The 21,101-nt window shown below is 66.4% G+C and carries 17 protein-coding genes and 1 tRNA gene; 12 read left to right on the top strand and 6 right to left on the bottom strand.

From position 1 onward, the window contains the following. Positions 1-5 precede the first annotated feature (5 nt). The gene (locus GGR43_RS04815; RefSeq protein ID WP_188070849.1) at positions 6-1,706 is read left to right on the top strand and encodes a recombinase family protein; all 1,701 of its coding nucleotides are present in this window, start codon (positions 6-8) and stop codon (positions 1,704-1,706) included. Here the strand turns inward: GGR43_RS04815 and GGR43_RS04810 are convergent. From GGR43_RS04810 to GGR43_RS04795, 4 genes are all read right to left on the bottom strand, one after another. Then, a tRNA-Arg gene (locus GGR43_RS04810) sits at positions 1,662-1,738 on the bottom strand. The genes GGR43_RS04815 and GGR43_RS04810 overlap by 45 nt on opposite strands. Positions 1,739-1,824: 86 nt before the next feature. After that, a complete protein-coding gene (gene ppdK, locus GGR43_RS04805) occupies positions 1,825-4,491 on the bottom strand; it encodes a pyruvate, phosphate dikinase (protein ID WP_188070788.1) in 2,667 nt (888 codons plus the stop codon). 102 nt (positions 4,492-4,593) lie between these two features. Then, complete coding sequence (gene glyS, locus GGR43_RS04800; protein ID WP_188070787.1) at positions 4,594-6,762, bottom strand: glycine--tRNA ligase subunit beta; 2,169 nt, start codon at positions 6,760-6,762, stop codon at positions 4,594-4,596. Further along, on the bottom strand, positions 6,762-7,679 hold the full coding sequence (locus GGR43_RS04795) for a glycine--tRNA ligase subunit alpha (RefSeq protein ID WP_188070848.1): 918 nt from the start codon (positions 7,677-7,679) through the stop codon (positions 6,762-6,764). Before GGR43_RS04795 ends, glyS begins: the two co-directional genes overlap by 1 nt. Before the next feature lie 138 nt (positions 7,680-7,817). On the opposite strand from GGR43_RS04795, the gene GGR43_RS04790 reads away from it, so the two are divergent. From GGR43_RS04790 to GGR43_RS04765, 6 genes are all read left to right on the top strand, one after another. Then, complete coding sequence (locus GGR43_RS04790; RefSeq protein WP_188070786.1) at positions 7,818-8,816, top strand: TraB/GumN family protein; 999 nt, start codon at positions 7,818-7,820, stop codon at positions 8,814-8,816. Between the two features lie 395 nt (positions 8,817-9,211). Continuing rightward, positions 9,212-9,829: a 50S ribosomal protein L25/general stress protein Ctc gene (locus GGR43_RS04785; RefSeq protein ID WP_188070785.1), complete on the top strand. Its 618-nt coding sequence runs from the start codon at positions 9,212-9,214 to the stop codon at positions 9,827-9,829. A 39-nt stretch (positions 9,830-9,868) separates the two neighbouring features. Continuing rightward, the gene (pth, locus tag GGR43_RS04780) at positions 9,869-10,441 is read left to right on the top strand and encodes an aminoacyl-tRNA hydrolase (RefSeq protein ID WP_188070784.1); all 573 of its coding nucleotides are present in this window, start codon (positions 9,869-9,871) and stop codon (positions 10,439-10,441) included. 13 nt (positions 10,442-10,454) lie between these two features. Continuing rightward, positions 10,455-11,552 (top strand): redox-regulated ATPase YchF, encoded by a 1,098-nt coding sequence (gene ychF / locus GGR43_RS04775; protein ID WP_188070783.1) that lies wholly within the window; start codon positions 10,455-10,457, stop codon positions 11,550-11,552. Positions 11,553-11,572: 20 nt separating this feature from the next. After that, positions 11,573-12,016, top strand: coding sequence for a group II truncated hemoglobin (locus tag GGR43_RS04770; RefSeq protein WP_188070782.1), 444 nt, complete (start codon positions 11,573-11,575; stop codon positions 12,014-12,016). 97 nt (positions 12,017-12,113) lie between these two features. Further along, positions 12,114-12,566 carry a MaoC family dehydratase gene (locus GGR43_RS04765; RefSeq protein WP_188070781.1) on the top strand — a complete coding sequence of 151 codons (453 nt, stop codon included), beginning with the start codon at positions 12,114-12,116 and terminating at the stop codon, positions 12,564-12,566. 22 nt (positions 12,567-12,588) lie between these two features. Here GGR43_RS04765 and GGR43_RS04760 read toward each other — a convergent pair whose 3' ends face one another. Together GGR43_RS04760 and mutL are read right to left on the bottom strand one after the other, a co-directional pair. After that, positions 12,589-13,215 carry a hypothetical protein gene (locus GGR43_RS04760; protein WP_188070780.1) on the bottom strand — a complete coding sequence of 209 codons (627 nt, stop codon included), beginning with the start codon at positions 13,213-13,215 and terminating at the stop codon, positions 12,589-12,591. Positions 13,216-13,286: 71 nt separating this feature from the next. Then, positions 13,287-15,155 carry a DNA mismatch repair endonuclease MutL gene (gene mutL / locus GGR43_RS04755; RefSeq protein WP_188070779.1) on the bottom strand — a complete coding sequence of 623 codons (1,869 nt, stop codon included), beginning with the start codon at positions 15,153-15,155 and terminating at the stop codon, positions 13,287-13,289. Positions 15,156-15,301: 146 nt separating this feature from the next. On the opposite strand from mutL, the gene GGR43_RS04750 reads away from it, so the two are divergent. From GGR43_RS04750 to rodA, 5 genes are read left to right on the top strand one after another with little or no spacing between them, the layout of a single operon-like run. Further along, positions 15,302-16,348, top strand: coding sequence for a rod shape-determining protein (locus GGR43_RS04750; protein WP_188070778.1), 1,047 nt, complete (start codon positions 15,302-15,304; stop codon positions 16,346-16,348). Positions 16,349-16,372: 24 nt separating this feature from the next. Next, the gene (gene mreC / locus GGR43_RS04745) at positions 16,373-17,266 is read left to right on the top strand and encodes a rod shape-determining protein MreC (RefSeq protein ID WP_188070777.1); all 894 of its coding nucleotides are present in this window, start codon (positions 16,373-16,375) and stop codon (positions 17,264-17,266) included. Further along, positions 17,263-17,799 carry a rod shape-determining protein MreD gene (gene mreD, locus GGR43_RS04740; protein ID WP_188070776.1) on the top strand — a complete coding sequence of 179 codons (537 nt, stop codon included), beginning with the start codon at positions 17,263-17,265 and terminating at the stop codon, positions 17,797-17,799. The genes mreC and mreD overlap by 4 nt, the downstream gene beginning before the upstream one ends. After that, the gene (gene mrdA, locus GGR43_RS04735) at positions 17,796-19,853 is read left to right on the top strand and encodes a penicillin-binding protein 2 (RefSeq protein WP_188070775.1); all 2,058 of its coding nucleotides are present in this window, start codon (positions 17,796-17,798) and stop codon (positions 19,851-19,853) included. Before mreD ends, mrdA begins: the two co-directional genes overlap by 4 nt. Next, positions 19,850-20,962 carry a rod shape-determining protein RodA gene (gene rodA / locus GGR43_RS04730; RefSeq protein WP_188070774.1) on the top strand — a complete coding sequence of 371 codons (1,113 nt, stop codon included), beginning with the start codon at positions 19,850-19,852 and terminating at the stop codon, positions 20,960-20,962. Before mrdA ends, rodA begins: the two co-directional genes overlap by 4 nt. The last annotated feature ends 139 nt before the right edge of the window (positions 20,963-21,101 follow it).

The raw sequence follows: 21,101 nt of genomic DNA, 5'->3' as shown, positions 1-21,101 counted from the left end.
GCGTCATGACCGGCGCCGCCTTGCGACGGAATGAGGATGAGGCGCCGGTCGTGGCGACCGCTCGCGCCGCCCTTTACCTGCGCGTTTCAACCGGCCGACAGGCCGAGAGCGACCTGTCGATTCCCGACCAGCGCCGCCAGATCGAAGGCTATTGCCTGTCGCGCGGCTGGGAGGTCGCGGCCGAGTTCGTCGAGCCGGGTAACACCGCGACGGACGATCGTCGCCCCGCTTTCCAGGCGATGATCGACGCGGCAATGACCAAGCCGCCGACGTTCAACGTCATCCTCGTTCACAGCTTCTCGCGGTTCTTCCGCGACCAGTTCCAGTTCGAGTTCTACGTCAGGAAGCTGGCGAAGAACGGCGTGAAGCTCGTCTCCATAACGCAGGACTTGGGCGACGATCCCATGAGCGTGATGATGCGCCAGATCATGACGCTATTCGACGAATATCAGTCGAAGGAGAACGGCAAGCATACGCTGCGGGCGATGAAGGAGAACGCGCGTCAAGGCTTCTGGAACGGAGCGCGTGCGCCGATCGGCTACCGCGTGGTCGCGGCTGGGGAGCGCGGAGCGAAGATCAAGAAGAAGCTGGAGATCGACCCGATCCAGGCCGAGACGGTGCGGCGCATCTATCGCATGGCGTTGAACGGCGTCGATAACAAAGGGCCGATGGGCCTCAAGTCGATCGCGACCTGGCTCAACGAGAACAACATCCACACCCGCGACGGCGGGCGGTGGGGCTTGGGCGCGGTGCATCAGGTTCTGACCCGCACGACCTATATCGGCCAGCATCGCTTCAACACCCGCGATCACAAGACGAAGACGCCGAAGCCCGAGAGCGAGCACGCCGTCATGGAAGTGCCGGCGATCGTCTCGGAAGCCGAGTTCGAGGCGGTCCAGCGGTCGCTCAAGGCGCGCAGCCCGAAGATGATGCCGCCGATGGCGGTGGGCGGCCCTACGCTGCTCACCGGCATCTGTTTCTGCGCGTGCTGCGGCGGCGCGATGACGCTGCGCACGGGCACCAGCAGCGTCGGGCGGGAATATCGCTATTACACCTGCTCGACGAAGGCGCGGCAGGGTGCGACCGGCTGTCCCGGCGTCACCGTGCCGATGGATCGGCTCAATGAGGCCGTGGTCGATCATCTTGAAGCGCGGCTGCTTGACCCGGCGCGGCTCGAAGCTCTGATGGATCAGATCCTCGAACGGCGCGACGAGTGGGTGAACCAGCGCCGCGAGCATGTCGCCGACCTTGAGCGGCGCGCGACGGAGGCGGAGGCGAAGCTCAAGCGCCTCTATGATGCAATCGAGAACGGAGTCATCGACGTGAGCGATCCGTCGCTCAAGGATCGCATCGCGGAGCTGACCGCGACGCGCGACCAGGCCAAGGGCGACTCCGAGCGTGCCTTGGCGCATATCGCGAAGATCGGTCCGGCGATCACGCCGGAGAGCCTGCGCGCCTTCGCGGCTGCCCTGAAAAAGAAGCTGCGGAACGGCGACGGGACGTTCGCCCGCGATCAGGTTCGCGCGGTCGCGCAGCGGGTTGAAGTGGTGAGCCGGAAGGAGGTCCGCATTCGTGGCCTACGGAGCGAGCTGCTCCGAACGCTAACCGCCGCCTCTGGCGTAGAGGCGGCGGTGCTAGGCGTTCGTGCCTTTGAACCGAAATGGCGCGCCCGGAACGATTCGAACGTCCGACCCTCAGATTCGTAGTCTGATGCTCTATCCAGCTGAGCTACGGGCGCCTGCCCAATTTTCATCGGGGCAGCGCCCCGTGGGTGAGGCGCTGATAGAGGGGGTTGCCGCGTCTGGCAACCCCCTTTTTGCAGAATTATTTCTTCGCCGCGAGCGCCGCCTGCGCGGCCGCCAGACGGGCGATCGGCACGCGGTAGGGCGAGGCCGAGACATAGTCGAGACCGGTCTTTTCACAGAAGGCGATCGAGGCGGGATCGCCGCCATGCTCGCCGCAAATGCCGAGCTTGATGCCCGACCGGGTCTTGCGCCCGCGCTCGGCGGCGATCTCGATCAACTGGCCCACGCCCTCCACATCGAGGCTGACGAACGGGTCGCGGGCGAAGATGCCCTTGTCGACATATTGCGTCAGGAACCGGCCCGCATCGTCGCGGCTGATGCCGATGGTCGTCTGCGTCAGGTCGTTGGTGCCGAAGGAGAAGAATTCGCCCACCTCGGCGATCTCGCCCGCCATCAGCGCCGCGCGCGGCAGTTCGATCATCGTGCCGACCAGATAGTCGATGGTCTTGCCGCGTTCCTCGAACACGGACTTGGCGGTCGCCTCGACCACCGCCTTCATCAGTTCCAGTTCCTTCCTGGTCGCGACGAGCGGGATCATCACCTCCGGAATCGGCGCCTCGCCCGATTTCGCCGCGACGTCCAGCGCCGCCTCGAAGATCGCGCGGGCCTGCATCTCGTAGATTTCGGGATAGGTGACGCCCAGGCGGCAGCCGCGATGGCCGAGCATCGGGTTGAACTCGTGCAGTTCGGCCGCGCGGCGCTTCAGCGTTTCGACGCCGACATCGGCGGCCTTCGCCACTTCCTCGAACTCCGCCTCCTCATGCGGCAGGAATTCGTGCAGCGGCGGATCGAGCAGGCGGATCGTCACCGGCAGGCCCGCCATCACCTCGAAGATCGCGGTGAAGTCGCTGCGCTGTTCAGGCAGCAGCTTGGCCAGCGCCTCGCGCCGCCCCGCCTCGCTGTCGGCCAGGATCATCTGGCGCACGGCGGTGATGCGGCCCGCGTCGAAGAACATATGCTCGGTCCGGCACAGGCCCACGCCTTCGGCGCCGAAATCGCGCGCGGTCTGGCAATCGGCCGGCGTTTCCGCATTGGCGCGCACCTTCAGGCGGCGCACCTTGTCCGCCCAGCCCATCAGCGTGCCGAAATCGCCCGCCAGCTCCGGCTGCACGGTCGGCACCTCGCCCGCCATCACCTCGCCGGTCGCGCCGTCGATGGTGAGGATGTCGCCCTCGGCCAGCTGGCGGTCGCCGATGCGCAGGATCTTCGCCTTGCCGTCGATCGACAGCGAGCCGGCGCCCGACACACAGGGTCGCCCCATGCCGCGCGCGACCACCGCCGCGTGGCTGGTCATGCCGCCGCGGGCAGTCAGGATGCCCTTGGCCGCGTGCATGCCGTGAATATCCTCCGGCGAGGTTTCGACGCGAACGAGGATCACCGCCTCGCCCAGTTCGGCGCGGCGCTCGGCCGTATCGGCGTCGAACACGATGATGCCGCTGGCCGCGCCCGGCGAGGCGGGCAGGCCCTTGGTCAGTACGTCGCGCGGCGCCTTGGGATCGAGCGTCGGGTGGAGAAGCTGGTCGAGCGCGGCGGGATCGACGCGGGCGACGGCCTCTTCCTGCGTGATGAGGCCTTCATTGGCCATGTCCACCGCGATCTTGAGCGCGGCCTTGGCGGTGCGCTTGCCCGACCGGGTCTGGAGCATCCAGAGCTTGCCCTGCTGCACCGTGAACTCGATGTCCTGCATGTCGCGATAATGTTTTTCGAGGATCTCGAACACCCGCGCCAGCTCGGCATAGGTTTCGGGCATCGCCTCTTCCATCGACAGCGGCCTGGCCCCTGCCCGCTCGCGCGCGGCCTTGGTGAGATATTGCGGCGTGCGGATGCCCGCGACCACGTCCTCGCCCTGCGCGTTGATGAGATATTCGCCATAATAGGCGTTCTCGCCGGTCGCCGGGTCGCGGGTGAACGCCACACCCGTCGCCGAAGTGTCGCCCATATTGCCGAACACCATCGCCTGCACGTTGACGGCGGTGCCCCATTCGCCCGGAATGTCGTTGAGGCGGCGATAGACCTTCGCGCGATCCGATTCCCAGCTGCCGAACACGGCGCCGACCGCGCCCCAGAGCTGGTCGTTCACATCCTGCGGGAAGGGCCTGCCCCACAGCTTTTCGACAATGGCCTTATACTCGCCGACCAGCGCCTTCCAATCCTCCGCACCCATCTCGGTATCGAGGTGGAAACCCTTGTCTTCCTTGGCGATTTCCAGCGCTTCCTCGAACGCGCTATGGTCGAGGGCCAGCACGACGTCGGAATACATCTGGATGAAGCGGCGATAGCTGTCCCACGCGAAGCGCGCATCGCCCGAAACGGCGGCCAGCCCCTCGACCGTCGCGTCGTTGAGGCCGAGGTTCAGCACCGTGTCCATCATGCCCGGCATAGAGGTGCGGGCGCCCGAACGCACCGACACCAGCAGCGGGTCGGACGCATCGCCGAATTTCTTGCCCGTGACCGATTCGATATGCGCGATGCCCCGCTTCACCTCGTCATAAAGGCTGTCGGGGAATTTGCCGCCTTCCTGATAATAGCGGGTGCACATTTCGGTGGTGATGGTGAAGCCGGGGGGAACCGGCAGGCCGATCGACGCCATGCCATCCAGATTCGCGCCCTTGCCGCCCAGCAGGTTCTTGTCCCCATTGCCGCCATCATCGACGCCACCGCCGAACCGGTACACATATTTGGTCATTCTATTCTCACCCCTGCACTGATGAAACCCAGGCAATGACACCGCCTGAAACTGAAGGAATTCCCGGATTATCGGGACATGCCCGATTTTTTCGGCATTCCTTTAGCCCGCGATCCTCGAAAAATCAGCAACTTTGTGCACCGCGTCATATATGCGCTGTAGCAAAGCAAGACGGGCCGCCCGCTTTTCCGGTTCGGCCGCATTCACCGTAACGCTGTCGAAAAAGGCGTCGATCGGGGCGCGGAGCGTCGCGAGCGCCACCATCGCGCCTTCATAATCCTCCGCCGCTATTGCTGCATCCGCACGCGGTTCCGCCGCATCGAGCGCGGCGATGAGCGCGGCCTCGGCGGGTTCCCGCTCATAGGCGGAGGGGAAGGCCTCCTCATGGACGCGGATCGCCTCGGCCACGTCTGGATCGTCGAGCGCGGCGCCGGGATCTTCCTCGCCGGTCTGCGACTGGCCGGCCTCGCCCGCCTCCTTCTTCAGGATATTGGCCGCGCGCTTGTACCCGGCGAGCAGATTCGCGCCGTCATCGGTGGTGACGAAATTCTGGAGCGCCTTCACGCGGGCGAGCAGGCGGACCAGATCATCCTCGCCGCCGAGCGCGAACACCGCGTCGATCAGGTCATGACGGACGCCCGCTTCCTTCTGCTGCACCTTGAGGCGGTCGGCGAAGAAATCGAGCAGGTCGCCCTCCGCGACCGGGAAGCGCAGATCGTTTTCGGTGACGATCTGGATCACGCCCAGCGCAGCGCGGCGCAGCGCGAAGGGATCGCGCGAGCCGGTGGGCTTTTCGTCGATGCCGAAGAAGGAGCGCAACGTATCCAGCTTGTCCGCCAGCGAGACGGCGACAGTCACCGGCGCGGTGGGGACGGCGTCGCCCTGCCCGACCGGCTTGTAATGATCGCGGATCGCATCGGCCACCGCGTCGGGCAGTCCTTCCTCACGGGCATAATAACCGCCCATAAGCCCCTGAAGTTCGGGAAATTCCCCGACCATCTCGGTGACGAGATCGGCCTTGGCGAGGCGAGCAGCCTGTTCCGCGAGGTCGGCCAGCGTCTCCCGCGTCATGCCAGCGGAAGCTGGCATCTCAGGCGTGGACGCGCCGGGGCTTGAGACCCCAGCCTGCGCTGGGGTGACGGTGGCGGGGGTGACTATCCCCTCCTCCACCAGCCAGCGGGCCAGCTTCGCCACGCGATCCACCTTGTCGGCGACGGTGCCCAGCTTTTCGTGGAAGGTGATGCGCGCCAGCTTCTTCGCCTGCTCGGCCAGCGGCACCTTCTTGTCCTGTTCCCAGAAGAAGCGCGCGTCGGAAAGGCGGGCGGCCAGCACCTTGCCATTGCCCGCGACGATCGCCGCGCCGCCGTCCACCGCATCGATATTGGCGGTGCAGATGAAGGCGGGCGCCAGCTTGCCCGCGCCATCGCGCAGCACGAAATATTTCTGGTTTATCCGTAGGGTTAGCTGGATAACCTCAGGCGGGACCTCAAGGAAGGCCGGATCGAACCGCCCCAGCAGCGGCACCGGCCATTCGGTCAGCCCCGCATTTTCCGCGACCAGCCCCCTGTCCTCGATCAGTTCGAAACCCGCCTCGGCCGCGAGCGCCCTGGCCCGCGCCTCGATGATCGCCTTGCGCTCTTCCTGATCGACGATCACATGGCAGGCGCGCAGCTTGCCGGCATAATCCTGTGCGCCGCCGATGGTGATTTCGCCCGGATGATGGAAACGATGCCCCAGCGTGCCATAGCCGCTGCGCACGCCCTCAATCTCGATATCGACCAGATCCTCGCCGAAAATGGCGACGATGCCCTGCAACGGACGCACCCAGCGCAGCGACTCGGTCGTCGCCGAAGCGTCGCCCCAGCGCATCGACTTGGGCCAGGGGAAAGCGCGCACGATCGCGGGCACCGCCTCGGCCAGCACGTCGACGGTCGCGCGGCCGGGCTTTTCCACCACCGCGAACCAGACACCATCGCGATCCTCAAGCTGATCCTGCGCCAGGCCCGTCTTGCGCAGGAAGCCTTCCAGCGCCTGCGCGGGCGCGGAGGTGCGCGGCCCCTTATATTCCTCGCTCACCGCCTGCGTCTGCGCGGGCAGGCCATGGGCGATCAGCGCAAGACGTCGCGGCGTCACATAGGAGGTCAGGCGTTCCGCCTTCAGTCCAGCCTCGGCCAGCTTTTCCGCGAACAGGCGCGCCAGATCCTCCGACGCCTTGGCCTGCATCCGCGCCGGGATTTCCTCGCACAGCAATTCCAACAGAAAATCGGCCATCAGAGGCTCCACCCCGGAAATTTCGCTTCCCACTCCGCGCGGTTCTTCTCGATATGCGCCTCGCAGCTGCCCTTGGCGAGGTCGCGAACGCGGCCGATATAGCTCGCCCGTTCCTGAACCGAAATCACACCTCTGGCCTGCAACAGGTTGAAAACATGGCTCGCCTTGATCGCCTGATCATAGGCCGCGAGCGGCACGCCCGCCGCGATGCTCGCCTTGCACTCGGCCTCTGCGTCGCGGAACCAGCGGAACAGCTTCTCGGTGTCGGCGATCTCGAAATTCCATTTCGACATCTGCTGCTCATTGGCGAGGAACACGTCGCCATAGCTCACCGCCGGGCGATCCCCCACCGCGTCGTTGAAGCGCAGGTCGTAGACGCTGTCGACGCCCTGAATATACATCGCAAGCCGCTCCAGCCCGTAGGTCAGCTCGCCCGCGACCGGCTTGCAGTCGAAGCCGCCCATCTGCTGGAAATAGGTGAACTGCGTCACCTCCATGCCGTCGCACCAGACTTCCCAGCCCAGCCCCCAGGCGCCCAGCGTCGGGCTTTCCCAGTCATCCTCGACGAAGCGGATGTCGTGCAGCAGCGGATCGATGCCGATCGCCTTCAGGCTGCCCAGATACAGCTCCTGAAGGTTCGCCGGGGACGGCTTCATGATGACCTGATACTGGTAATAATGCTGGAGGCGATTGGGGTTTTCGCCATAGCGGCCATCCGTGGGTCGGCGGCTGGGCTGGACATAGGCGGCGTTCCACGGCTCCGGGCCGAGGCTGCGCAGCGTCGTCGCCGGGTGGAAGGTGCCCGCGCCGACCTCCATGTCATAGGGTTGCAGGATCACGCAGCCCTGCTTGCCCCAATAGTCGTGCAGGGTCAGGATCAGGTCCTGAAAGCTCAAACTCGCTGCCTTTTCGGCCATCTCGTCCTTCATTGAGCAATGGTGCCGGAATTTCGGCTGCCGCCTTGGCGCATGGCGGCATCAGGGTCAAGTGATTAGCGGACGCGGCGGCGCCCGCGCGGCTTGCGCGCGCGGCCATTAGCGGCCATTAAGCAGGTCATGGAACATAGCTTCACCCATCATGGACAATCGAAACGGCTGAAAAACTGGGCGCGGGCGCTCGCAAACTTTGGCGCAGGGCTCGGCGCGGCCCTCGCGCTGTCGCTGGCGGCCTGCGGCTCCTCGCAGGAAAACAAGGCCGCTGCCTCCGCCTCGCCCACGCAGCTCGCCGGGTCCGCCCGACCTGCCCTGTGGGAATTGAGCGACGAGGATACGACCATCTATCTCTTCGGCACCGTCCACATGCTGAAGCCGGGCATGGAATGGTTCGACGGCGAGGTGAAGGCCGCCTTCGACCGGTCCGACGAGCTGGTGATGGAAGTGGTGGAGCCGGATCCGTCGAAGATGAACAGCATCGTCACCACGCTGGCGCTCAATCCCAACGGCCCCACCATCACCAGCCGCCTGACGCCGGAGGAGAAGGAGCGCTATCTGAAGGCGCTGGCCGACAACGGCCTGCCCGCCGCGACGATGGACCAGCTCGACCCGTGGATGGTGGCGATCACCCTTTCCGTCGCACCGTTGCAGCGGCTGGGCTACGACCAGAATATCGGCGTCGAAAAGACGCTGGAACAAGCCGCGCGCGATGCGGGCAAGACGGTGACCGGCCTCGAAACGGCGGAACAGCAGCTCGGCTATTTCGACACGCTGCCGGAACAGGCGCAGCTCGTCTATCTCAACACCACGGTAGCCGAACTGCCCAAGGTGGAAAGCGAGTTCGACCAGCTGCTGCGCAACTGGGCCGAGGGCAAGCCCGACGCGCTGGCCGAGCAGATGAACGCCTCGCTGGAGGCTACGCCGGAGCTGGCCAAGCTGCTGCTGTTCGACCGCAACGCCCGCTGGGCGGACTGGGTCGCCAAGCGGCTGGAGCAGCCGGGCACCGTGTTCCTCGCGGTGGGCGCGGGCCATCTGGCGGGGAAGAACAGCGTCCTCGACATGCTGAACCAGCGCAAGCTGGCGGCGAAGCGGCTTGTCACCACCGAGGTAGCGCAAAAATAGCGCCCCCCCTACCCCGTTCGGACTGAGCTTGTCGAAGCCCTGTTCTTCTTCTGCCCAGAAGAAAAGCAGCCGTTGACCTTCGGTCGCCCTTAGGATCGACAAGCTCAGCCCGGACGGGCGTTTTGATGTTGACAGCCAATCCAAACCCGCCGGCAGGGCGGTTCGATAGGCAGTTCAGGCGGAGGCGAAAAATGTGCCGTCCGAGCATCGGAGCGCAGCGGACTTGAGGTCCGTGAGCACCGAAGCGCAGGATAGCGCGTTTTGCAGCCCCGCATGGACCGCCTATCGAACCGCCCCTTGCCTTCTCGCGCATTTCTGCTATTGGCCGCCCGTCCGTCATGGTCATCCCTGGAGGCGTGGCGGCATATGTGCACTGTAAAACCTGGAGACATGCAATGAGCGATCAGCTTACGCTGTCGGCCGAGGTACGCGAACGGGCTGGCAAGGGAGCCTCCCGCGCTCTGCGCCGCGAAGGCCGCGTACCCGCCGTCATTTATGGCAATAACGAAGAACCGACCCTGGTCCATGTCGAGGAAAAGCTCCTCAACAAGCTGCTGGGCACCGGCCATTTCTTCAATTCCGTGGTCATGGTGGAAGTGAACGGCAAGGCCGTCCGCACCCTGCCCAAGGACGTCGAATTCCACCCCGTCACCGACCGCCCGCTGCACGCGGACTTCCTGCGCGTCGGCGAGCACACCACGGTCAGCGTCAACGTGCCGGTCGTCTTCGCCAATGAAGCGGCCTCGCCGGGCCTAAAGCGCGGCGGCGTGCTGAACATCGTCCGTCACGAAGTCGAGCTGATCTGCGACGCGGCCGAGATTCCCGACGATCTGGTCGTGGACCTGACCGGCTTCGAAGTCGGCGATTCCATCCACATCAGCGCCGTCAAGCTGCCCAAGGGCGCGAAGACCGCGATCGACGACCGCGACTTCACCCTCGCGACCATCGTCGCTCCGTCCTCGCTGAAGAGCGAAGAAGGCGACACCACCAAGACCGAGGGCGAAGGGGAATAATCCCTTCCCGGTTTTGGCGCGAAAGGCGGGGGAGCGCACATGCAACTCTGGGTTGGCCTCGGCAATCCCGGCACGCACTATGCGCTCCACCGGCACAATGTCGGCTTCATGGCGCTCGACCTGATCGCCGACATGCACCGCTTTTCGCCGTGGAAGAAGCAGTTTCAGGGCTGGGTCGCCGAAGGGCGGCTCGGCCCTGAAAAGATTCTGCTGCTGAAGCCCGCGACCTTCATGAACGAAAGCGGCCGCGCCGTCCGCGCGGCGGTCGATTTCTACAAGCTCGCGCCCGAGGACGTGACCGTCTTTCACGACGAGCTCGACCTCGCGCCGATGAAGGTGAAGGTGAAGCGCGGCGGCGGCACGGCGGGGCATAACGGCCTGCGCTCCACCGACGCGCATATCGGCAAGGAATTCCGCCGGGTACGGATCGGCATCGGCCACCCCGGCCACAAGGACAGGGTCCATGGCCATGTCCTTTCCAATTACCACAAGAGCGAGACAGACGCGCTCACCGACATGCTCGGCGCGATCGGCGCGGAGGCGGAATGGCTCGCCAGAGGCGACGACGCCCGCTTCATGAACGACATCGCTCTTCGCCAGCAAGACGCATAAGGATCAAAGGGATATGGGTTTCAAATGCGGTATCGTCGGCTTGCCCAATGTCGGCAAGTCCACGCTGTTCAACGCGCTCACCGAAACGCAGGCGGCGCAGGCGGCCAATTATCCCTTCTGCACGATCGAGCCGAATGTCGGCAATGTCGCGGTGCCCGATGCGCGGCTGGACAAGCTCGCCGCGATCGCGGGCAGCCAGAAGATCATCCCGACCCAGCTTGCCTTCGTCGATATCGCGGGCCTCGTGCGCGGCGCGTCCAAGGGCGAGGGCCTGGGCAACCAGTTCCTCGGCAATATCCGCGAGGTGGACGCGATCGTCCACGTGCTGCGCTGCTTCGAGAATGACGACATCCAGCATGTCGACAACCGCGTCGATCCCATCGCCGATGCCGAGACGGTCGAGACCGAGTTGATGCTCGCCGACCTCGAATCCCTCGAAAAGCGGGTGCCTGCGGCACAAAAGAAGGCCGCGCAGGGCGACAAGGAAAGCAAGCTCATCGCTTCGGTGCTGGGGCAGGCGCTCGACCTGCTGCGCGAGGGCAAGCCCGCCCGCCTCGTCATCCCCGCCGATGACGAGGAACTGCGCGTGTTCCGTCAAGCGCAACTGCTGACCTCCAAGCCCGTGCTCTATGTCTGCAATGTCGAGGAAGAGAGTGCGGCGACCGGCAACGCCTTCAGCGCGAAGGTGTTCGAGAAGGCCGCCGCCGAGGGCGCGCAGGCCGTCGTCGTTTCCGCAGCGATCGAGGCCGATCTGGTCGGCATGGATGCGGCCGAGCGCATGGAATTCCTCGCCGAACTGGGCCTTGAGGAAACCGGTCTCGCCCGCGTGATCCGCGCAGGATACGAACTGTTGCACCTCATCACCTTCTTCACCGTCGGGCCGAAGGAAGCGCGCGCCTGGACCGTCCACAAGGGCGCCACCGCCCCCAATGCGGCGGGCGAGATCCACAGCGATTTCGAGAAAGGCTTCATCCGCGCCGAAACCATCGCCTATGACGATTATGTCGCGCTGGGCGGCGAGGCCAAGGCGCGCGAGGCGGGCAAGCTGCGCGCCGAGGGCAAGAATTATGTGGTGCAGGACGGCGACGTGATGCACTTCCTGCACAGCTGATCCGCGCGCGCCCCGGCATCATGAGCCTGCGCCCGCAAAGGATCACCGCCAGGCCGCGCTCGCCGTTCGACCGGATCGGCGGGCGGGCGGCCGTCGCTTCCCTCGTCGGGCGCTTTTACGACCGGATGGACGGCAACCCGGCCTATCGCGACTTGCGGGCGATCCATGCCGACGACCTCGACCCGATGCGCGAAAGGCTGACGGATTTTCTGGTCGGCTGGATGGGCGGGCCGCGCGACTGGTTCGATCGCAATCCGGGCGCCTGCATCATGTCGGCCCATGCCGCCATGCCGGGGATCGACCGCCGCACGGCGGAGCAATGGATCGGCTGCATGGAGGAAGCGATGGAGGATGTCGCCGCGCGCGACCCGGCGCTTGCCCGCGCGCTGCTCGACTCAATGCGCTCGATGAGCCTTTCCATGGCCAAAAGAGCCGCCGCCGGGGCGGAACCCGGCCAGCCATGACCGCGCGCCCGCATCCCGCCGATCTGCATCCCATTCGGCCGCCCTCGCCGCGCGCCCCGCGCTTTCCCTTGCCCCACCTTTATGCCATCAGGACCGCATGACACTCTATTTCGACGATCTGGAGATCGGCAAGATCGAACGCTTCGGCCGCTACGAAGTCACCCGCGAGGAAGTGCTGGCCTTTGCCGGGCGCTACGACCCGCAGCCCTTCCACCTCGACGACGAGGCGGCGGCGGCCTCCCTCTTCGGCCGTCTCGCGGCGAGCGGCTGGCACACGGCGGCGATCACCATGCGCCTCATCACCGACCACTGGCAGGCGATCGGCCTCGACAAGGCGAGCCTGGGCGGCATCGGCATGGACGAATTGCGCTGGCTGCGCCCCGTCTACCCCGGCGACGTGCTGAGCGTGGAGACGGAATTGCTGGAAAAAATGCCCTCCCGCAGCAAGCCCGACCGCGGCGTCATCCGCGGGCGCTGGACCACGCTCAACCAGCATGGCGAAGCGGTGATGAGCCAGATTTCCATCGGCATGATGCAACGCCGGCCCTGAAAAACAGGCAGGCGCGCGCGGCCTACAGCCCGCAGATCCAGCGCCCGGAATAGATGCGCTGGCGGCTCTGTCCGGCGGTCACCATCAGATTGGCGGGATAGGAGGAATCCTTGCCCACCGGCGTCAGCGACACCCGGCTCTTGAGCTTTACGGCGACCGAGGCACCCCGCCCATCGAAGCGCATGCCGCTGGCCAGCGCGGTGAAGCCGCCCGCATCGGCGCTGACCAGCCGCTGACGGACGCCCGCATTGCCGACCACCGCCACCGCCTTCGCATCGGCGCGCAGCTCGGCCTTGGCGACAAGGATCGGCTGGTCGGTGCCATCGGTCAGGAAGGTGCAGCCCATCTCCTTCGCGCCGCGCAGCGTGGCCGCGTCCGTTATCGGCTCCAGCGCGATATCCTGATCGGTAAAGGCATCGGCATCCCGCCCCCAGCCGGAGGGCAGCTGTGCGCTCATCAGGTTGACGGGGGCCGGATCGGCGCTGTTCACCACTTCATCGACGGCGCTTTCCGCATCGTCGATGGCGTTCGCCACCACGTTGGACACACTGTTCCCGCCGCCCTCGTTCGCGGACGGCTGCGGGTCGTGCGAGCAGGCCGCGAGCATCAGGGACAGGCCGGACAGCAGAAGGAGAGAACGGACGGTCATGGCCGGGGATTTGTGCAAAGGCAATTATGAAGCTCCGCTGAATTGGGCGGGGGAAGAGCAGGCGGGCGGCATCATTTTCGGCCGAACAGCTTTTCGATGTCGCCATGGGCCAGCTTCACCCAGGTCGGACGGCCATGATTGCACTGGCCGCTATGGGGCGTCACCTCCATTTCCCGCAAGAGCGCGTTCATCTCGGCGACCGACAGCACCCGCCCCGCGCGCACCGAGCCGTGGCAGGCCATGGTCGCCGCGACATGATCCAACCGCTCGCGCAGCGTCAGCGCCTCGTCCGCCTGCGCCAGATCGTCGGCCAGATCGCGCACCAGCCCCTGCGTGTCGCCATTGCCGAGCATCGCCGGGGTCGCCCGCACCAGCATCGCCGAGGGACCGAAGCGCTCCAGCTCCAGCCCGAATTCGCGCAGTTCCTCCAGCCGCGCCTCCAGCCGGTCGCAGGCCGGTTCGTCCAGTTCCACCACCTCCGGCAGCAGCAGCGCCTGCGCGGCGACGCCCGATCCGGCAAGCGCGCGGCGCATCCGCTCCAGCACCAGCCGTTCATGCGCGGCATGCTGGTCGACGATGACGAGGCCGTCCTCGGCCTCCGCGACGATATAGGTCTTGGCGACCTGCCCGCGCGCCACGCCCAGCGGGAACTGCGCCCCGTCGGGCGGCGCGGCTTCGGCGGCCTCCGCGCGCGCGGCGGGGGCGAGCGAGGGCGCGGGCTGCGACAGGTCGCCCGACCAGTAGGACCGCACCGCGTCGGACAGCGACGGCGCCGCCGCCCCGCTCTGCTGCGGCGGGATGCCATAGAAGGAAGGCGGGATCGCCGCCTTCCCCGCTCCCCCGGCAGGCGGCGGCGCGGCGAAATCGAAGATCGGCGTGCGGCCGATCGGCGTCGGAGAAACGGGCTCGGCCCGCCATGCCATCATCGACGCCGCGTCCGGCCGCTGGGCGGAGCGGAACCCGGCATCGTCCAGCGCCCGCTTGATGCCGCTCACCAGCATGCCACGCACCAAGGCGGGATCGCGGAAGCGCACCTCGGTCTTGGCCGGGTGGACGTTCACGTCGACCTCGCCCGGCGGCACGTCGAGGAACAGCGCCAGCACCGGATGCCTGTCCCGCGCGAGCAGGTCCGCATAGGCGGCGCGCACCGCGCCCGTCACCAGCCGATCGCGCACCGGGCGGCCGTTGACGAAGAGGTAGAGATGATCGGCCACGCCCCGGTTGAAGGTCGGCAGGCTCGCCACCCCGGCGAGGCGCAGCCCCTCGCGCTCCAGCGACACGACCACATGATTGTCGGCCAGCGCCCGGTCGATCAGCGCGGCGACGCGATCCTCCCGCCCCTCGCCGCCCTGCACCGCGAGCGTGCGCCGCCCGTCATGCTCCAGCGAGAAGGAGATATCGGGATGCGCCATCGCCAGCCGCCGGACGATGTCGAGGCAGGCGCCATATTCGGACCGGGGCGAGCGCAGGAACTTGCGCCGCGCGGGCACGCGGGCGAACAGGTCCTCCACCCGGATCGCGGTGCCCGGCGGCATCGCATGCGGTCCCTCGCCCGCGAGCTGGCCATTGTCCACGATCCGCCGCCAGCCGTCGGCCCCGCGCACCCGGCTTTCCATCGTCAGCCGGGCGACGCTGGCGATCGACGGCAGCGCTTCACCGCGAAAGCCGAGCGTTTCGACGGCTTCTATGCGCTCGTCGGGCAGCTTGGAGGTCGCATGCCGCTCCAGCGCGAGGGCCATGTCGGCAGGCGCCACGCCGCAGCCGTCATCGACCACCTCGATTCGGTCCAGCCCGCCATTTGCCAGCCTCACCGCTATTCTTTCCGCGCCCGCGTCTATGGCATTTTCGACCAGTTCCTTGAGGGCGCTGGCGGGTCTTTCAACCACTTCGCCCGCGGCGATGCGGTTGATGAGATGTTCGGGCAGACGGCGTATTGACATATGTTCGTGAGTAGCCCAAGCGGACGCTTTCCGCGACCCGGTAACGGACAATTTTTCGCTCGGCATTGTTCGCCTATCGAGGCTGGGAATCACCACACGCACACGCTCCCGCGCGTCGGCAGGGAGCCATCAAAACGGGATATGGCATGGCGGTCTTCTCACGTTTGTTCAAATTCTCCTCGCAGGACATGGCGATCGATCTCGGCACGGCGAACACCGTCGTCTATGTGCGCGGGCGCGGCATCGTCCTCAACGAGCCGTCGGTGGTGGCGGTCGAGACGCTGAACGGCGTCAAGCGGGTGAAGGCCGTGGGCGACGACGCCAAGCTGATGATGGGCAAGACCCCCGACAATATCGAGGCGATCCGCCCGATGCGTGACGGGGTGATCGCCGACATCGACGTCGCCGAGCAGATGATCAAGCACTTCATCGCCAAGGTGCATGGCGGCAAGTCGCGTCCGTGGCGCTTCCCGGAAATCGTGGTGTGCGTGCCGAGCGGCTCGACTTCGGTGGAACGCCGCGCGATTCGCGACGCGGCCAGCAATGCAGGCGCCAGCCAGGTCTATCTGATCGATGAGCCGATGGCCGCCGCGATCGGCGCCGACATGCCGGTGACCGAGCCGATCGGCTCCATGGTCGTCGACATCGGCGGCGGCACCACGGAAGTCGCGGTGCTTTCGCTGCGCGGCCTCGCCTACACCACCTCGGTCCGCGTCGGCGGCGACAAGATGGACGAGGCGATCGTCTCCTTCGTCCGCCGCCATCACAACCTGCTGATCGGCGAAGCCACGGCCGAGCGCATCAAGAAGGAATTCGGCGTCGCCAAGATGCCGGAGGACGGCATCGGCGCGATCATCCACATCAAGGGCCGCGACCTGGTGAACGGCGTGCCCAAGGAAATCACCATCAACCAGGCGCAGATCGCCGAGGCGCTGTCGGAACCGATCAGCACCATCATCGAGGGCGTGCGCATCGCGCTGGAGAATACCGCGCCGGAACTGGCGGCGGACATCGTCGATCAGGGCATCGTGCTGACCGGCGGCGGCGCGCTGCTCAAGGGGCTGGACGATGAGATACGCGACGAGACCGGCCTGCCCGTCACCGTCGCCGAAGATCCGCTGACCTGCGTCGCCGTCGGCACCGGCCGCGCGCTGGAAGACCCGATTTTCCGCGGCGTGCTGCAAACGGCCTGATCCGGCTGAGGGAGAGCTTCTGCGATGGCGCGATCGACGAGCCGCCGTCCCGGAATCAACAGACGGGCTCAATATAGCCTGTTCGCCAGCTATGTGATCGCCATCGCCGGGGCCATAACCGGGCTGGTCGCCCTGGTCCTCGCCAAGGCCGATCCGGCGGGCTTCGCGGTGCTGCGCGCGGGCGCGGCGGAGATCACGCGCCCGGTTTCCGCGACGTTGAGCTCCATGGTCGGCGGCATCGGCTCCATCGACGAGCATGTCCTCGCCTATATCAACGCCGGATCGCAAAATGCCGCGCTGCGCCGTCAGGTCGAGGCCAACCGCGTGAAGATGATCGAGGCGCAGGCGATCGAGCAGGAGAATATCCGCCTCAAGAAGCTGCTGAAGCTGACCCAAAGCACCGATAGCGAGGTGGCGACGGCGCGGCTCATCAGTTCCTCCTCCGCCTCGCTGCGCCGCATCGCCCGCATCAATGCCGGGTCGCGCCAGGGCGTGCAGGCCGGCATGCCGGTGCGCGCGCCCGAAGGGCTGATCGGCCGGGTGCTGGTCGTCGGCCCCAACAGCGCGGACGTGCTGCTGCTGACCGACAGCCAGAACATCGTGCCGGTGCGCCGCGCCAGCGACAATGTCGCCGCCATCTCCACCGGCCTTGACGACGGCACGCTGGAAATCCGTCCGCTGAGCGCGGGAACCAGCCCGTTCAAGCCCGGCGACATCATGGTGACCACCGGCACCGGCGGCCTCTACAGCCCCAATATCCCGGTGGCCGTGGTCGTCGCGCTGAAAGGCGGCTTCGCGATCGGCGTGCCGCTTGCCAGTCCGGCGCGGGTGGAAGCGGTGATGGTAGAGCGGCCCTATGACGCCAACATCCCGCCACCGCCCGCCGCCGACAACGCCGCCGGAGCCACAGCGCCATGAGCGGGGAATCGCTGAACGGCCCGGTGCCGGTTCCCCGCCTGGGCCGCACCCCGTCCCGCCTGCGCATTCACGGCACGCCGGTGCTGTGCGTGATGCTGGGGTCGATGATCCCCGCGCTGCTTCCGCTGATCAGCCAGTCGCCGACGCTGCCGCCGCTCGGCCTGCTTTTCCTGCTGAGCTGGCGCCTGTTGCACCGGGAGATCTGGCCGCTGTGGATCGGCGCGCCGCTGGGCGCATTCGACGACCTGATGAGCGGCAACCCGCTGGGCACGGCGATCTTCCTCTGGTCGGTCATCATCATCGCCATCGAATTCGCCGATGAGCGCCTGTTCTGGCGCGATTACTGGCACGACTGGCTGATCGCCGTCCCCGCCTGCCTGACCTTCCTGGGCGGCAGCTTCCTGATCGCCCGGATGGGCGGCAGCGCCGTCCCTGCATTCCTGCTTCTTCCACAATTGCTCTGGTCGGCTCTCTTCTATCCGCTTATTGTGCGCATCACCGCCGGTATGGACCGATGGCGCATGATGGCATGAAATTTCCAAAGCTGACCCCGAAACATATCACCGAAGCCAGCCTTGCCTTCACCTTCACCCGCCGGGCGATGGTATTGGGCGGGCTGCAGGGCGGCGTCGGCATGCTGCTCGCCGCGCGCATGGGCTGGATCAGCGTGGCGGAGAACGAGAAATATTCGCTGCTGTCGGAAAGCAACCGCGTCAACCTGACGCTCATCCCGCCGCGCCGGGGGTGGATCATCGACCGGCACGGCAAGCCGCTCGCCCGCAACCGCACCGATTTCCGCGTCGACATCATCCCCGACCGGCTGCGCAACAAGGACGCGGTGATCGACACGCTCGCCCGGCTGCTGGCGCTCGGCCCCGACGATGTGGAACGCATCCGCGAGGATCTGGAAAAAGCCGCCGGCTTCCAGCCGGTGCAGGTGTCCGACAAGCTGAGCTACGAGCAATATGCCGCCGTGTCGGTGCGCCTGCCCGACCTGCCCGGCGTCGCCCCGGCGCAGGGCTATTCCCGCGATTATCCAGCGGGGCCGAGCGTCGGCCATCTGCTCGGCTATGTCGGGGTCGCCTCCGCCAAGGATTATGAGGAACGGCGCGATCCCCTGCTCATCACGCCGGGTTTCAAGATCGGCAAGGAAGGGCTGGAGCGCTCGTTCGAGCGCGACCTGACCGGCAGGCCCGGCGCCAAGCGGGTCGAGGTGACGGCGCGCGGCAAGGTGGTGCGCGAGTTGACCACCCGCCCCGACACGCCGGGCAAGACCATCCGCCTCACCATCGATGCGGGGTTGCAGGAATATGCCGGCCGCCGCCTCGCCACGCAGAGCGGATCGGTGGTGGTGATCGACTGCCAGAATGGCGACGTGCTCGCCATGGCGTCGATGCCGAGCTTCGACCCCAACAGCTTTTCCGACGGCATCAGCCATCTGGAATGGAACATGCTGTCGGAAGACGACCATGTGCCGCTGCGCAACAAGACGTTGCAGGGCCTTTACCCCCCCGGCTCCACCGTCAAGCCGATGGTCGCGCTGTCCTTTCTGGAAGCGGGTCTCAGCCCCGACGAGACCGTGCATTGCGGCGGCGCGATCCGCGTCGGCAACGGCCTGTTCCACTGCTGGAAACGCGGCGGCCATGGCGCGGTGAACATGCACCGGGGCATCGCGCAGAGCTGCGACATCTATTTCTATGTGCTCGCCCAGCGCCTCGGCATGCAGGTGATCGCCGACATGGCCCGGCGCCTCGGCCTCGGCCAGAAATTCCCGCTGCCCTACCCTAGCCAGAGCTACGGCACCGTGCCCGACCCGGCGTGGAAGCTGAAGAAATATGGCAAGGAATGGCAGATTTACGACACGGTGAACGCCACCATCGGCCAGGGCTATATGCTGGTGAACCCGACCCAGCTCGCGGTGATGGCCTCGCGCCTCGCATCGGGCAAGATGCTGATGCCGAACCTGCTCTACGGCGCGAAACGGCCCGCCCCCGGCTCGCTCGGCATATCGCAGGAGCATCTCGACATCATCCACAATGCGATGAGCGCGGTGGTGAACGGCGGCGGCACCGGCGGCGCGGCCCGCCTGCCCATTCCCGGCATGCTGATGGCGGGCAAGACCGGCACCGCGCAGGTGCGCCGCATCACCATGGCGGAACGCCGGGGCGGCGTGCGCGGCAATGCCTCGCTGCCGTTCAAGCTGCGCGACCATGCGCTGTTCCTGGGCTATGCCCCCTATGACAATCCCCGCTATGCGATCGCCACCATCATCGAGCATGGCGGCCACACCAACCGCATAGAGGACGCGCCGATGATCTCGGCCGACTGCATCAGCTATCTGGTCGACCCGGTGAAGGCGATGGAGCGGCTGGAAACCTACGAAAAGGGATGGGGTGGCACGCCGCAGCAGCGGCAGAAGGCGCAGATGAACGCCTATCGCCTCGCCAAGGGCCTCGCGCCCACGCTGCCGTCCGTCGACGCGGCGGCCAATGCGTCGGACCCGGCGGCAGAGGGAGCATCCAATGCCGCGGCCGACACCCCGCCTCCTTCGGATGGCGACAACAGCGCGCAAGAGGTGCCGGATTGAGCATCGTCCCCACCACCATCGCCCGCCTGCCCTGGCGCGTCATGCTGATCGTCACGGCGATCGCGACCTTCGGCATCGTCGTGCTCTACAGCGCGGCGAGCGGCAGCATGACGCCATGGGCGATCAACCAGATGGTGCGCTTCGCCGTCTTTTCGGTGATGGCGCTGGTGATATCACGCTTTCCTCCCTCCTTCTTCTCCCAATATGCGCTGCCCGGCTATGTCGCGGTGCTGGTCGCGCTGATCCTGGTGGAGCTGATCGGCGGCGTCGCGGGCGGCAGCCAGCGATGGATCAACCTGGGCTTCATGCAGTTGCAGCCGTCCGAATTCATGAAGCCGGTGATCGTGCTGGCGGTCGCGCGCTTCTACGCGCGCCTGCCGATCAGCGAGATACGGCGCTGGAACGCGATCTGGCCCGCGCTGGTGCTGATCGGCTTCCCCTGGGCGCTGGTGCTGGTACAGCCGGACCTCGGCACCGCGACGATGATCGCGGCGGGCGGCGTCACCGTGATGTTCCTCGCCGGGCTGCCGCTGCGCCTGTTCATCGGATCGGGGCTGGCGCTGGCCGCCGCCATCCCGATCGCGTTCAGTTTCCTCCACGATTATCAGCAGAAGCGGGTGCTGATCTTCCTCGACCCGGAAGCCGACCCGCTGGGTGCGGGCTATCATATCAGCCAGTCGAAGATCGCCATCGGTTCGGGCGGGCTGTTCGGCAAGGGCTTCCTGCGCGGCACGCAGAGCCATCTCGACTATCTGCCCGAAGGCCATACCGATTTCGTGTTCGCGACCATGGCGGAGGAATGGGGGCTGGCGGGCGGCGTCGCGCTGATCGGCGCGTTCCTGCTGCTGTTCCTGTGGGGCATAAAGGTGGCGATCCGCACGCAGGACCGCTTTTCCCGCCTGACCGCCGCCGGCCTCATCACCACGATCTTCTTCTATGTCGCCATCAACCTGATGATGGTGATGGGCCTCGCGCCCGTGGTCGGCATCCCGCTGCCGTTCATGTCCTATGGCGGATCGTCGATGCTGACGGTGATGCTCTGCCTCGGCATCATCATGGCGATCGACCGCGAGAACCGGAAGGGATCGACCGGGAACGGGTGGGGTTGAGGGCTGGCGTTAATCTCACGTCATCCCAGCGCAGGCTGGGATCGTTTGAGGCTGGCTTCCGCGCTATCGAGGAAGATGCCAGCCTTCGCTGGCATGACGGGATGAAGCGACGTCCCCGATCCCCATAGCCAGCGCCGCC

It is taken from the genome of Sphingobium jiangsuense (assembly GCF_014196495.1).
Taxonomy (GTDB): domain Bacteria; phylum Pseudomonadota; class Alphaproteobacteria; order Sphingomonadales; family Sphingomonadaceae; genus Sphingobium; species Sphingobium jiangsuense.
The sequence above is the reverse complement of the archived record's forward strand: the minus strand, read 5'-3'. Positions and strand labels throughout refer to the sequence as shown.

Bases quoted from the DNA above. Each gene is read 5' to 3' on its own strand.
- GGR43_RS04815 (WP_188070849.1), top strand. From the start codon at position 6: ATGACCGGCGCCGCCTTGCGACGGAATGAGGATGAGGCGCCGGTCGTG.
- ppdK (WP_188070788.1), bottom strand. From the start codon at position 4,491: ATGACCAAATATGTGTACCGGTTCGGCGGTGGCGTCGATGATGGCGGC.
- glyS (WP_188070787.1), bottom strand. From the start codon at position 6,762: ATGGCCGATTTTCTGTTGGAATTGCTGTGCGAGGAAATCCCGGCGCGG.
- GGR43_RS04795 (WP_188070848.1), bottom strand. From the start codon at position 7,679: ATGGCCGAAAAGGCAGCGAGTTTGAGCTTTCAGGACCTGATCCTGACC.
- GGR43_RS04790 (WP_188070786.1), top strand. From the start codon at position 7,818: ATGGAACATAGCTTCACCCATCATGGACAATCGAAACGGCTGAAAAAC.
- GGR43_RS04785 (WP_188070785.1), top strand. From the start codon at position 9,212: ATGAGCGATCAGCTTACGCTGTCGGCCGAGGTACGCGAACGGGCTGGC.
- pth (WP_188070784.1), top strand. From the start codon at position 9,869: ATGCAACTCTGGGTTGGCCTCGGCAATCCCGGCACGCACTATGCGCTC.
- ychF (WP_188070783.1), top strand. From the start codon at position 10,455: ATGGGTTTCAAATGCGGTATCGTCGGCTTGCCCAATGTCGGCAAGTCC.
- GGR43_RS04770 (WP_188070782.1), top strand. From the start codon at position 11,573: ATGAGCCTGCGCCCGCAAAGGATCACCGCCAGGCCGCGCTCGCCGTTC.
- GGR43_RS04765 (WP_188070781.1), top strand. From the start codon at position 12,114: ATGACACTCTATTTCGACGATCTGGAGATCGGCAAGATCGAACGCTTC.
- GGR43_RS04760 (WP_188070780.1), bottom strand. From the start codon at position 13,215: ATGACCGTCCGTTCTCTCCTTCTGCTGTCCGGCCTGTCCCTGATGCTC.
- mutL (WP_188070779.1), bottom strand. From the start codon at position 15,155: ATGTCAATACGCCGTCTGCCCGAACATCTCATCAACCGCATCGCCGCG.
- GGR43_RS04750 (WP_188070778.1), top strand. From the start codon at position 15,302: ATGGCGGTCTTCTCACGTTTGTTCAAATTCTCCTCGCAGGACATGGCG.
- mreC (WP_188070777.1), top strand. From the start codon at position 16,373: ATGGCGCGATCGACGAGCCGCCGTCCCGGAATCAACAGACGGGCTCAA.
- mreD (WP_188070776.1), top strand. From the start codon at position 17,263: ATGAGCGGGGAATCGCTGAACGGCCCGGTGCCGGTTCCCCGCCTGGGC.
- mrdA (WP_188070775.1), top strand. From the start codon at position 17,796: ATGAAATTTCCAAAGCTGACCCCGAAACATATCACCGAAGCCAGCCTT.